This window comes from Mesorhizobium sp. WSM4816, assembly GCF_055811535.1.
This window is the reverse complement of sequence record NZ_JBVVQR010000050.1, coordinates 1-12,228: the sequence shown is the minus strand read 5'-3', so window position 1 is coordinate 12,228 and position 12,228 is coordinate 1. Positions and strand designations below refer to the sequence as shown.

The 12,228-nt window shown below is 63.8% G+C and carries 13 protein-coding genes and 2 pseudogenes; 3 read left to right on the top strand and 12 right to left on the bottom strand.

What is annotated here, in order from left to right:
* Position 1: 1 nt before the first annotated feature.
* The 5 genes from AC0L3H_RS30305 to ubiE form a co-directional block, all read right to left on the bottom strand.
* Positions 2-409 carry a type II toxin-antitoxin system VapC family toxin gene (locus tag AC0L3H_RS30305; RefSeq protein ID WP_353825807.1) on the bottom strand — a complete coding sequence of 136 codons (408 nt, stop codon included), beginning with the start codon at positions 407-409 and terminating at the stop codon, positions 2-4.
* Complete coding sequence (locus AC0L3H_RS30300; protein WP_077379363.1) at positions 406-660, bottom strand: FitA-like ribbon-helix-helix domain-containing protein; 255 nt, start codon at positions 658-660, stop codon at positions 406-408. Before AC0L3H_RS30300 ends, AC0L3H_RS30305 begins: the two co-directional genes overlap by 4 nt.
* A gap of 2 nt (positions 661-662) precedes the next feature.
* Positions 663-872 (bottom strand): FitA-like ribbon-helix-helix domain-containing protein, encoded by a 210-nt coding sequence (locus AC0L3H_RS30295; protein WP_473587918.1) that lies wholly within the window; start codon positions 870-872, stop codon positions 663-665.
* 75 nt (positions 873-947) lie between these two features.
* Positions 948-2,522 (bottom strand): 2-polyprenylphenol 6-hydroxylase, encoded by a 1,575-nt coding sequence (ubiB, locus tag AC0L3H_RS30290; protein ID WP_473587917.1) that lies wholly within the window; start codon positions 2,520-2,522, stop codon positions 948-950.
* A gap of 70 nt (positions 2,523-2,592) precedes the next feature.
* Positions 2,593-3,369: a bifunctional demethylmenaquinone methyltransferase/2-methoxy-6-polyprenyl-1,4-benzoquinol methylase UbiE gene (gene ubiE, locus AC0L3H_RS30285; RefSeq protein WP_473587916.1), complete on the bottom strand. Its 777-nt coding sequence runs from the start codon at positions 3,367-3,369 to the stop codon at positions 2,593-2,595.
* Positions 3,370-3,517: 148 nt separating this feature from the next.
* On the opposite strand from ubiE, the gene AC0L3H_RS30280 reads away from it, so the two are divergent.
* The 3 genes from AC0L3H_RS30280 (at position 3,518) to AC0L3H_RS30270 (ending at position 5,939) form a co-directional block, all read left to right on the top strand.
* Entirely contained in the window at positions 3,518-4,492 is a 975-nt protein-coding gene (locus AC0L3H_RS30280; protein ID WP_473494295.1) for an adenosine deaminase, read from the top strand.
* A gap of 155 nt (positions 4,493-4,647) precedes the next feature.
* Positions 4,648-5,277: a uracil phosphoribosyltransferase gene (upp, locus tag AC0L3H_RS30275; RefSeq protein WP_023797505.1), complete on the top strand. Its 630-nt coding sequence runs from the start codon at positions 4,648-4,650 to the stop codon at positions 5,275-5,277.
* Positions 5,278-5,387: 110 nt separating this feature from the next.
* Positions 5,388-5,939 (top strand): TIGR02281 family clan AA aspartic protease, encoded by a 552-nt coding sequence (locus tag AC0L3H_RS30270; RefSeq protein WP_473587915.1) that lies wholly within the window; start codon positions 5,388-5,390, stop codon positions 5,937-5,939.
* Between the two features lie 133 nt (positions 5,940-6,072).
* Here AC0L3H_RS30270 and AC0L3H_RS30265 read toward each other — a convergent pair.
* From AC0L3H_RS30265 to AC0L3H_RS30235, 7 genes and pseudogenes are all read right to left on the bottom strand, one after another.
* Positions 6,073-6,361: pseudogene (locus AC0L3H_RS30265) on the bottom strand (GIY-YIG nuclease family protein).
* A gap of 268 nt (positions 6,362-6,629) precedes the next feature.
* Positions 6,630-7,949 (bottom strand): thymidine phosphorylase, encoded by a 1,320-nt coding sequence (gene deoA / locus AC0L3H_RS30260; protein WP_473587914.1) that lies wholly within the window; start codon positions 7,947-7,949, stop codon positions 6,630-6,632.
* Positions 7,949-8,767 (bottom strand): purine-nucleoside phosphorylase, encoded by an 819-nt coding sequence (locus AC0L3H_RS30255; RefSeq protein ID WP_473587913.1) that lies wholly within the window; start codon positions 8,765-8,767, stop codon positions 7,949-7,951. The genes deoA and AC0L3H_RS30255 overlap by 1 nt, the downstream gene beginning before the upstream one ends.
* 31 nt (positions 8,768-8,798) lie before the next feature.
* Positions 8,799-9,191, bottom strand: coding sequence for a cytidine deaminase (cdd, locus tag AC0L3H_RS30250; protein WP_128173524.1), 393 nt, complete (start codon positions 9,189-9,191; stop codon positions 8,799-8,801).
* Between the two features lie 153 nt (positions 9,192-9,344).
* On the bottom strand, positions 9,345-10,316 hold the full coding sequence (locus AC0L3H_RS30245; protein ID WP_023797500.1) for an ABC transporter permease: 972 nt from the start codon (positions 10,314-10,316) through the stop codon (positions 9,345-9,347).
* Position 10,317: 1 nt separating this feature from the next.
* Positions 10,318-11,457, bottom strand: coding sequence for an ABC transporter permease (locus AC0L3H_RS30240; protein WP_027153023.1), 1,140 nt, complete (start codon positions 11,455-11,457; stop codon positions 10,318-10,320).
* Positions 11,454-12,149: pseudogene (locus AC0L3H_RS30235) on the bottom strand (ATP-binding cassette domain-containing protein); the annotation flags it as partial. The gene AC0L3H_RS30240 and the pseudogene AC0L3H_RS30235, both read right to left, overlap by 4 nt.
* Between the last annotated feature and the right edge of the window lie 79 nt (positions 12,150-12,228).

Sequence of the window (12,228 nt, the reverse complement as noted above, 5' to 3'; positions counted from 1 at the left end):
GTCATGCCGGCTTCAGCGCCGGTTCGATGTCGGTATGGATGAAATCGTCGCCCTTGAAAAGCAGCGGCAGGTTTCGCGTCTTGGCCAAGGCGTAGGCGAAGCAGTCGCCCATGTTGAGATTGGCGCGATGGCCAGTACCTCGGCCATACAGTGCATAGGCTTCAATTCCGGCTTGCGCATGTTCGGCGGAGAGCGCGACGATCGTGACTTTGAGTCTAGCAAGAAGGCCCGTCAACTCGGCCGTGCCAGCCGCGCCATAGCGGCGGACAATTACTGTGCCGCATTCCATCAGGGTTGCGGCGCTCATCAATATCCGCTGATTTCCGGCGAGGCGCTGGGCGAACGCCGGAGCATCGGGCTCCTGCTTCAGGATGGCCACGATCGCTGAGGTGTCGACCACCACGGTCATTCCTCCTCGATGAAGGACCAGAGGTCATCAGTGAATTTCTTCTGATCGAAATCCGCTTGTTGCAGTCGTCGGCCGAATTCGAGGATTTCCTCCGCCGTAACGAAATCCCCGTCACGTTCTTTGGTGGCTGCCACATCCTTCAGCAACAGATTTCTTGCCTCCTGCTCCATTGACACGCCATGTCTGGCAGCCCGCTCGCGCAGCTTTTGCTTCAGATCGTCGTCGAGATTGCGAATGGTCAGGGTGCCCATAACTACCCTTGCCCCCGTGTCGTCGGTCTGACCTTGGCTTCGTCCTCGGCTGCAATGGCCGCCGAGTGGAAACCTTTGGTGGTCGGAAGCCCTACGGATGCGGCGAGCACGTCCCGCGCCTCCTGCTCCATGGAAACGCCACGCGCGGCGCCACGCTCACGCAGTCGCCGCATGACACTCTCATCCACATTGCGAACAGTAATCCGGGCCATGATCGCGCTCCCGCGAGCTAATATAGCGACACCGGAGCATGACTGCAATGACAGCACTGCTATCACTGCTTGCAGTCAGAGCAGCTTCCAGGCAATAAAGACCAGCGTCAGCGCGATCACCCACAGCGCCAGCCGGCCGGATCTGCTATAGCGCGCCTCGGCCTTGCCGATGGCGTGCGCCGTCCTTTCGTCGAAACGCAGCCCGTGTTCGGCCATCAGATCGATCTCGCGCGACAGCCGCTCGGTGCGAGCGGCGAGGTCCGGCGCCTGGCGGGCCAGCGCCAGCAACGCGCTGGCGCCGTCGCGTGCGTCGGCCAGCAGGGCACGCGGGCCGAGATTGCCTGATATCCAGCCTCCGACCACCGGTTCTGACGTCTTCCACATGTTGAATGCCGGGTCGAGCGTGCGGGCAACGCCCTCGACCACCACCATGGTCTTTTGCAGCAGCACCAGTTCGGACCGCGTCGCCATGTCGAAGAGGTCGGTGACCTCGAACAGAAGCGCCAAGAGCTTGGCCATCGAGATGGTTTCGGCCGGCTGGCCGTGGATCGGCTCGCCGATGGCGCGGATCGCCTGGGCGAATGCCGCGACGTTATGCAGGCGCGGCACGTAGCCGGCCTCGAAATGCACTTCGGCGACGCGCAGATAGTCACGGGTGATGAAGCCGTAGAGGATTTCGGCGAGGAACCGGCGCTCCTTCTTGCCGAGCCGGCCGGCAATGCCGAGATCGACAGCGACGATGGTGCCATCGGGCTCGACGAACAGGTTTCCCGGATGCATGTCGGCGTGGAAGAAACCGTCGCGCAGCGTATGGCGCAGGAACGACTGGACCAGATTGGCGGCGATCGCCTTCAGATCGTGGCCGGCGGCAGTCAGGCCAGCAATGTCGTTCATCTTGATGCCGTCGACCCATTCCATGGTCAGCACGTCGCGGCCGGTGCGTTCCCAATCGACCGTCGGCACGCGAAAGCCGGGATCGTCCCTGGTGTTTTCGCCGAGCTCCGAAAGCGCTGCCGCCTCAAGCCTCAAATCCATCTCGATCTTGGTGGTCTGCGCCAGCGTCTGGGTCACCTCGACCGGCCGCAGCCGGCGCGACGACGGGATGTATTTTTCCTGGAGACGGGCGGCGAGGAAATAGCTTTCGAGATCGCGGAAGAAACGGCGCCGCACGCCCGGTCGGATCACCTTCACCGCCACCCGCGAACCGACGCCGTTCTGCAAGGTTTCGGCGGTATGGACCTGAGCGATCGAGGCCGCGGCGACCGCCTCGCCGAAACTGGCGTAGAGCTCGCCGACCTTGCGCCCGAGCGAGGCCTCTATCGCCGCAATGGCCTCGGTCTGCGGAAATGTCTGCATCTTGTCCTGCAGCATGGCGAGGTCGAGCGCTATGTCGTTGCCGACGACATCGGGTCGTGTCGCCAGGAACTGGCCGAGCTTGACATAGGATGGGCCGAGCCGGACGACGGCCTTGGCCAGCCGATCGCCACGTTCATAGGCAAGCGCGCGGCGGCGGGTGAACAGCCGTGCCACCCGCCAGCCGAATTTCGGCAGGCCGAACAGCTCATCGCCCGGCAACGCCGCGACGACGCCTTCGCGGACCAGCACCCAGCCGGCCCGTACGAGCCTGAAACCAGCGCCGACGCTGCTCATGACTGCGCTTGTCCTGCCGGTTTTCTAGACCGGCGAAGGGCAGGTCGCGTATAAAGAATACGGGCCAGCCTCAAAGCTTCCAGCCCGAATGAAGCGCAGCTATGCCGCCGGCATAATTGCGAAAAGACACGCGGTCAAAACCGGCGCGGGAAATCATCGCGGCAAAATTCTGCTGATTGGGAAATTTGCGGATCGATTCGACCAGATAGGAATAGGGTCCGTTTTCGCCGGTCACCGCCTTGCCGATCCTAGGGATGGCGTTGAACGACCACGCCTCGTAGACCCTGTCGAGCAGCGGCATGTCGACCTCGGAAAATTCGAGGCAGAGAAAGCGCCCACCGGGTTTCAGCACGCGATAGGCTTCGGCAAGCGCCACATCGATGCGCGGCACGTTGCGAATGCCGAACGCGATCGTGTAGGCGTCGAAACTGGCCTCAGCGAAAGGCAGCTCCTCGGCATTGGCCTCGACGAAATCGGTATTATCCGTCAGGCCCTTTTTCTCGGCCCGGTCGCGGCCGACGGCGAGCATCGAGCCGTTGATGTCGAGAACCGTGGCATGGGCGTTCCTGCCGCTCGCCTCGACGATGCGGAAGGCGATGTCGCCAGTGCCGCCGGCAACGTCGAGAACGCTCCAGCCCGGTCGTTTCGGTGGATTGAGCCATGTGACCATTGCGTCCTTCCACAGCCGATGCAGGCCGCCCGACATCAGGTCGTTCATCAGATCGTAGCGGTTCGCAACCTTGTGGAAAACGTCGTTGACCAAGGACTGCTTCTCGCCTGCCCCTACGCGCTTGAAACCATAGGAGGTTTCCATGCCGCCAACGGCCGTGGTTCTCTCAACCGACATTATTTTTGATCCGCCATAAAACCGGCGGGACCATAGCCGATCGATGATGCCGACGCTATTGTTTAAGGCGCGGTGTTCGGCCGCGCTTCCCGGTCGTGGGATCACGCTTATGGCTCCATGTCCTGGACTGACCTGACGGGATGATTGCATGCCTTTGAAAGCAGAACTGCACTGCCATATCGAAGGGGCAGCGGCGCCCGAACTCGTTATCCGCCAGGCGCAGAAATACGGCAAGGACACCTCGCCCTACATTCAGGACGGCTCTTTCGTCTGGCACGATTTCAGCTCCTTCCTCGCCGCCTATGACTTCTCCTCCGACCTGTTCCGCACAGAAGAGGACTATGCGCGGCTGGCCGATCATTATCTGACCAGCCTCGCCCGCGACGGCGCGATCTATTCCGAGATCTTCACCTCGACGGACCACGCCGGGAAGGCCGGCCTGTCGCCCAAGGCCTATACGGACGCGCTCGGCGAAGGCATGGCGCGCGCCAAGGCCAAGACCGGCATCGAAGGCCGCATGATCGTCACCGGCGTGCGCAATGCCGGCGTCGAATCGATCGAGCAGGCGGCGCGCTTCGCCGCCCGCTGCGGGCATCCGCTGGTCACCGGCTTCGGCGTCGCCGGCGACGAGCGGATGGGCGATCTGGAGGACTATGTCAGGGCCTTCGAAATCGCGCGAGAGGCCGGCCTTGGCATCACCGTCCATGCCGGCGAACTAATGGGCTGGGAGAGCGTCAAGGCCGCGCTCGACCACATTCGCCCCGCCCGCATCGGCCATGGCGTGCGTGCCATCGAAAACCCCGACCTTATCCGGCGCATCGCCGAGGAAGGCGTCGTGCTCGAATGCTGTCCGAGTTCCAACATCGCGCTGAGGGTGTTCGACAGTTTCGCCGATCACCCTTTTCCGGCCCTGTTGGCGGCTGGCTGCAAGGTGACGCTAAATTCCGATGATCCGCCCTATTTCTGGACGTCGCTGAAGCGCGAATACGACATTGCCGCCGAGCATTTTTCGATGAACGACAAGGCGCTCGCCGCCGTCACCAGAACCGCCATCGACGCCGCCTTCGTCGACAGGAAGACCAAGGCAATGCTGCTGGGCCGGCTCGACGTCAAGGGCAGGTGAATGGTGAATGGTGAATGGTGAATGGTGAATGGTCCACCCGGCGCTTCGGTCCGTCAACCGCGAGTTTTCCGCTGAACCAAGGACTCGCAAACCTGTTCACTATTCACTATTCACCATTCACTACTCACTTTCACCTGCGCAGCTAGGAGACCACCATGCAGGGCGTCACCGTCGTCGACCACCCGCTTGTCCAGCACAAGCTGACCATCATGCGCAAGAAGGAAACCTCGACGGCCGGCTTCCGGCGGCTGCTGCGCGAGATCTCGCTGCTGCTCGGCTACGAGGTCACCCGCAACCTCGAACTGACGACGACGACGATCGAAACGCCGATCGAGACGATGGAAGCGCCGACGCTGGAGGGCAAGAAGCTGGTTTTCGCCTCAGTACTGCGCGCCGGCAACGGCCTGCTCGAAGGCCTGCTCGACCTGGTGCCGGCGGCGCGCGTCGCCCATATCGGTCTCTACCGCGACCACGAAACGCTGGAAGCGGTCGAATATTTCTTCAAGGCGCCGAGCGATCTCGCCGACCGGCTGGTGATCGTCGTCGATCCGATGCTGGCGACCGCCAATTCGGCGATCGCCGCGATCGACAAGTTGAAGGGACGCGGCGCCACCAACATTCGCTTCCTCTGCCTGCTGGCGGCGCCAGAAGGCCTCGATCGCTTCATCAAGGCGCATCCCGATGTCCCGGTCTTCACCGCTTCCATCGACCGCCAGCTCAACGAGAAGGGCTACATCATGCCCGGCCTCGGCGATGCTGGCGACCGCATGTACGGGACCAAATGACCGTGGCGCCGCTCGTTTACCGATCGTTTACGCAAACGACCGCTTTCTGCATCTGTTAAAGCGGCAAACACCATGCCGCGATAAGCATGGGTCTTCACGAAGGCCGGTCCATGCTGCGCAATCTTCTTATCCTTGGCGTGCTCGCCGTAGCATCGGCGTCGTTCCCGATGCTCTACCAGTCGAATCCGCAGATGTTCGATGGCCTGCTGAAATCGGCTGTCGGGGCCAGGCCGGCGGTCGAAACGGACCTGAATCTGGCCACGGTTCCCGGCAGGCCGGCGCAGCCGCTCGGCCGCAAGGTCGTGATCCCGGCTGACGCGCGCGGGCATTTCACGTCGGCGTTCAAGCTTAACGGTCGAACGGTCGACGGCATGATCGACACCGGCGCAACGCTGGTCGCCATCAACAGTTCGACGGCGCGCAGGATCGGCGTTTCGCTGAACGCGTCGGATTTCAAGCACCAGGTCAACACCGCCAACGGCGCGATCAAGGCTGCCTTGGTGACCGTCGATCGGCTGCAGATCGGCAAGATCACGCTCGACGGTGTCCAGGCGGTGGTGCTCGACGACAAGGCGCTGCGCACCAATTTGATCGGTCTGAGCTTTCTCCAGCGGCTGGAAAAATACCAGGTCGAGAACGGCGCGCTGCTGCTCGTCCAGTGAACCATGGTCGGGCAGGATCATCATCCCTCGCTTCGTCATCCCAGGGCGGAGCAAGGAGCGAAGCGACGCGGCGCAGACCCTGGGATCCATGCCGTTACGCCAGCCGAAGAATGCTACGGCCCAGAACTGAACGCTACCACCCGGTTCCGCGAAAAAGCTCGAACCACTCTGGGTTGGCCTTCTCGATCAACTCTATCTTCCACTGGCGCGGCCAGCGCTTCAGCGACGTCTCGCGCTGGATAACGTCACGAATGTCGAAATGTTCTTCATACCAGACCAGGCGCTGCACGCCGAAGCGGCTGATGAAGCGCGAGCCTTGGCCGGATTTGTGCTCCGGCATGCGGCGGCCGAGATCATTGGTGACGCCGATGTAGATCGTGCCGCGCTTCCGGCTCGCGATCATGGTTGGCATAGCCGGTCATCGCGGAAGCGTAACGAGCGCCGTTGCGGATGCAAGCGCCGTTCTGGGCCGCTGCATTCTTCGGCTTATGTCACGGCATGGATCCCAGGGTCTCCGCGACGTCGCTTCGCTCCTGCTCCGCCCTGGGATGACGAAGGTGTGGTGGCCTGTGGCGTGGATCGACGGCTGCAAGCCGGCCGCAGCGAACGACAGTCAAGAACCAAATCCCTTGTGGGGAGGAACTCTAGTTAAGCTAGAGCCTACCCCGATTCGATCGGATTTGGTTCAGATCATCCGCGCGGCAGGATCCGCCGGATGACGGTTTTTTCCGCGGGCGGCTTCGAAGCGCCGATCGTATAGGCCGAAAGCACGACGGCGGCGGCCGCCTCGGCATCCCCGGCATTGCGGGCATGGACCAGCGCCAGCGCCTCGCCGGCCCGCACCTCCGCGCCGACAGGCAGCAGCCGGGTGATGCCGACGGCATGGTCGATCCTGTCGTCCGGCCGGATGCGCCCGCCGCCAAGCCCGACGACGGCAAGCCCGATGTCGCGGGTGGAGATACCGGTAACGAAGCCGTTTTCGGCGGCCTTGACCGCAAATTCCGTCGCCGCCCTAGGCAGGTGTCTTTCCGGGTTCTCGACGAAGTCGGCCGGACCGCCGAGCCCCGCCACCATGCGCGCGAAGACGGCCGCGGCACCGCCGCCGGCAAGCGTCTCGGCGGCGCGCCGCATGCCGTCCTGGTTGGACGAGACCAGCCCGGCCGACTGCAGCATGTCTGCGGCCAATGCCACCGTCACATCCTCCAGACGCCGGTCGCGGAAGCGGCCGGTGAGGAAATCGACGGCATTGCGCACCTCGACCGCGTTGCCGGCTGCTGAGGCCAGCGGCTCGTTCATGCCGGTGACCAGCGCCGAGGTCTTCAGGCCGGCGCCATTGGCGACTTCGACCAGGCTGTTCGCCAGTGTCGTTGCGTCGCGCGACTTTTCCATGAAGGCGCCGTTGCCGACCTTTACGTCGAGCACCAGCGACTGCAGGCCGGCCGCCAGCTTCTTCGAGAGGATCGAGGCGGTGATCAGCGGCACCGATTCGACGGTTCCCGTCACGTCGCGGATCGCATAGAGCCGGCGGTCGGCGGGCGCGAGATCGGCGGTCTGGCCGATGATGGCGCAGCCGGCTTCGAGCACTGCCTTGCGGAATCCCGCGACATCCGGCTGGCTGGTATAGCCCGGGATGGCGTCCATCTTGTCCAGAGTGCCGCCGGTATGGCCGAGGCCGCGGCCGGAAATCATCGGCACATAAGCGCCGCAGGCAGCGACGATCGGCGCCACCAACAGCGAGACATTGTCGCCGACGCCGCCTGTCGAATGCTTGTCGGTGACCGGGCCCGGCAGGTCCGACCAATCGAGCACGTCGCCGGAATCGCGCATCGCCAGGGTCAGCGCCACCGCCTCGTCGCGGCTCATGCCGTTGAAGAACACCGCCATGGCGAAGGCCCCGACCTGCCCGTCCGAGACGGTGCCGGCGGTGAGGCCTTCGATGAAGCTGGCGATCTCCTGCGTCGACAGCTTGTGGCCGTCGCGCTTGCTGCGGATGATTTCCTGGGGAAGCATCAGGCCGGGACCTTACGCTCCGGCAACCCATCCTGGAACACACGCTGGAGGATCGTCGCCAGCCGCGCGCCGCCAATCGGCGCCATGTCCTTGGTCTCCTGGTGCGAAAGCTCCGCCCCTGTCATCCCTGCGGCGAGATTGGTGATGACCGAGCAGGCGGCGACGCGCAGGCCGAGGAAACGGGCGAGAATGACCTCCGGCACGGTCGACATGCCGACGGCATTGGCGCCCATGACGCGCGCCATGCGGATCTCGGCGGGCGTCTCGAAGCACGGCCCGGAAAACCACATATAGACGCCCTTGTGCAGCGCGGTGTCCGTCGCCTTCGCGGCCGTCTCGATCGTTGAGCGAAGACCGGCATCATAGGCTTCGGTCAGGCCGACGAAGCGGCGGTCGCTCGGCTCGCCGATCAGCGGATTGGAACCCGAGAAATTGATGTGGTCGGTGATCAGCATCACCGAGCCCGGCCCCATGCCCGGATCGACCGAGCCGGCGGCATTGGTGAGGATCAGTTGCGAGATGCCGAGGCCGGCAAGCACTTCAAGCGCCGGCCGCATCGCCGCCGCGTTGCCGTGTTCGTAGTAGTGAGCGCGGCCGGACAGCATCAGCACAGGCGTGCCGGCAAAATGTCCCGCCACCACCTCTCCGGCATGGCCGGTGACGCCGCTTCTGGGAAAGCCCGGCAATTCGCCATAGGAAATGCGGACAGGATCCTCGACCTGGTCGACAAGCCCGCCAAGGCCCGAACCCAGCACCAGCGCGGTGGCGGGCGCCAGCCCGTCCAGCCTTTCGACCAGACGATCAAGCGCTTCCTTCATGTCAACCAGCTCTTCATTTCAACCAAGCTCCTCATTTCAACATTTCGCCCTGAAAGCCGTAGGGCAGCATCTCGCCCATGGTCACGGTTTCGACCACGCCGGCATTGTCGCAAAGATAGAGTTTGGTTTCCGGCCGGCAGAATTCGGCCAGCCGCTGCCGGCAGCCGCCGCAGGGCGAGCATTTAGCCATGCGCTCTGCGATGACAGCGATCTCCGTTATCCTGCCGCCGCCGGCCATGATGAAGTGGCCGAGCGCGGTGGTTTCGGCGCACCAACCTTCCGGATAGGACGCGACCTCGACGTTGGCGCCGGTAAAGACGCGGCCGTCCTCGGTGCGCAGTGCCGCCCCGACCGGGAATTTCGAATAGGGCGCATAGGCCTTGGCCATGGCGGCCTTGGCCGCTTCGAACAGATCATGCGACATTGTTTTTCCATTGCATGATCTTGTCCGAAAGCCGGCTTCCACTTTTCGCTGACGCGGACCTGCGGTTCGAAATCATGCTCATATTTTTCCATTGCATCATCCTGTCCGGAAACCGGCTTCCGCTTTTCGCTGACCTCCGGTTCGAAATCACGCTTAGCGTTCCTTGACATAGGGCACGCCGCCCGCGCGCGGCGGAATTGCCTTGCCGATGAAGCCGGCGAGCAGGATGACGGTGAGGATATAGGGCAGCGCCTGCATGAGCTGCACCGGCACCTTGCCGATCAGCGGCAGCGGCGTGCCCTGCAGGCGGATCGACAGCGCGTCGAGGAAGCCGAACAACAGGCAGGCGAACATGGCGTTGACCGGCTTCCACTTGGCGAAGATCAGCGCGGCCAGGGCGATGTAGCCCTTGCCGGCGGTCATGTCCTTGACGAAGCCGCCATTCTGCACCATCGACAGATAGGCGCCGGCAATACCGGTGAGCACGCCGGTGCAGATCAGCGCTCGGTAGCGCAGCCAGGCGACCGAGATGCCGGCGGTGTCGACCGCGGCCGGGTTCTCGCCGACCGCGCGCATGCGCAAGCCGAAACGGGTGCGGAACAGCACCCACCAGGTGAACGGCACGGCGAGGAACGCGACATAGACCAGCACGGAATGGCCGGAGATCAGTTCCGAATATATCGGTCCGAGGATCGGCACGCCCCTGAGCGCGTCCGCACCGGGCCAGACGATCGCCCCGAACCGCTCGTCCGATGCCAGAGCCGGCGTACGTCCACCTTGCTGGAACCAAGCCTGGCCGAGCATGATCGTCGATCCGGCGGCGATGAAATTGATCGCCACGCCGGAGACGATCTGGTTGCCGCGATGGGTGATCGAGGCAAAGCCGTGGACCAGCGCAAAAGCGACCGAGATGAGGATGGCCATGCCGAGGCCGATATAGGCGGAATGGAAGACGGAGGCGGAGGCGGCACCGGCGAAGGCGCCGACCAGCATCTTGCCCTCGAGCCCGATGTCGAAAATGCCGGCCCGCTCCGAATAGAGACCGGCGAGGCAGGCGAGCAGCAGCGGCACCGACAGGCGGATGGTCGAGTCCAGAACCTGGATGATGGCGTTGAACAGATCCATCTCAGGCACCCTTCCCCTTGATCGCTTCGATGCCGACAGATCTCGGGCTGAGCGAGGCGAACAGCGCCTGGACATAGGGCCGGAACATATGCTCGAGCGCGCCGGCGAACAGGATGACCAGGCCCTGGATGATGACGATCATGTCGCGGCTGATCGCCGGCATTTCGAAGGCGAGCTCGGCGCCGCCCTGGTACAGCATGCCGAACAATATTGCGGCGAGCACGATGCCGACCGGGTGCAGGCGCCCCATCAGCGCTACTGCAATGCCGACGAAACCGGCGCCCGAAACGAATTCGAGCGCGACATTGTGCTGGTCGCCCATCGTCGGGTTGAGCGCCATCATGCCGGCCAGCGCGCCCGAAATCATCATGGCGACGATGATGATGCGGGTTTCCGAAATGCCGGCATAGCGCGCCGCTTTCGCGCTGTGGCCGTAGGTGCGCATCTCGTAACCGAGCCTGGTGCGCCAGATCAGCACCCAGACCAGAAACGCCATGGCCAGCGCCAGCAGGAAGCTGATGTTGAACGGCGCCGAGCGGATCTTGGCGCCGAACAATTCGATGACCCAGTTGAGCTTCGGCAGTTGCGCGCCGTCGAGGAAGGTGCGTGTCTGCGGCGCCATCGAATTGGCCGGCTTCAAGAATCCGACCAGCGCGTAGACCATGACGCTGGCGGCGATGAAATTGAACATGATGGTGGTGATGACGATGTGCGAGCCGCGCCTGGCCTGCAGATAGGCCGGGATCAGTGCCCACAGCGCCCCCATCGCCGCAGCGGCAATGATCGCCAGCGGAAAGGTGAGCCACCATGGCAGCACGCTGTCGAAGGCGAGGCAAACGATGCCGATGCCGAGACCGGCGATATAGCCCTGGCCCTCGCCACCGATGTTGAACAGGCCGCAATGCGCTGCAACCGCCACCGACAGCCCGCTGAAGATGAAGGTGGTGGCGTAGAACAGCGTGAACGCAATGCCTTGCCCACGGCCGAAGGCGCCCTCGACCAGGACGGCGGCAGCGCGGAACGGATTTTCGCCGACCAGAAGCACGACGAGGCCGGCGACGACGAAGGCAACGGCGAGATTGATCACTGGGATCAGCCCGTAATCCGCCCAGGCCGGCAGCTTGGCGTAAGGCGTGCTCATTCCGCCGCCTCCCGGTGCTCGACGCCGGCCATCAGCAGTCCAAGCTCGCCTTCGCTCGCCTCGGGGCCGCGCTCGCCGACGATGCGGCCGGCAAACATCACCAGGATGCGGTCGGAGAGCGAACGGATCTCGTCGAGCTCGACCGACACCACCAGCACCGCCTTGCCCTGGTCGCGCATGGCGATGAGCCGCTTGTGGATGAATTCGATGGCGCCGACATCGACGCCGCGCGTCGGCTGGCCGACGATCAGCACGCCCGGGTCCTGTTCCATTTCCCGCGCCAGCACGATCTTCTGCTGGTTGCCGCCGGAGAAATTCGCGGTCTTGAGCCGGCAGTCCGCCGGGCGGATGTCGTATTTGGCGATCTTGTCCCTCGCGTCGTCGCGGATCGCGTCGATGTCGAGGAACGGTCCCTTCAGGTATCGCGAATCGTCGTGATAGCCGAGGATCGAATTCTCGTTCTCCTCGAACGCCAGCACCAGCCCGACATGATGACGGTCTTCCGGGACATGGGCGAGGCCGCGGTCGCGTAGTTCGCCGGGATCGGCGGCCCCGGTCAGATCGATCGGCCTGCCGTCGAGCATGACGGAGCCCGAGACGGCGCGCCTGATGCCGGAAATCGCCTCGAGCATTTCGGATTGCCCGTTGCCGGCGACGCCGGCGATGCCAACGATCTCGCCGGCGCGCACATTGAGAGGGCTTTGCACGGGGGCCGAAGTTTGGCGCAGATGGCGCATGGGGCGTTTTTTGAAACGCAATCAGGCGACATTG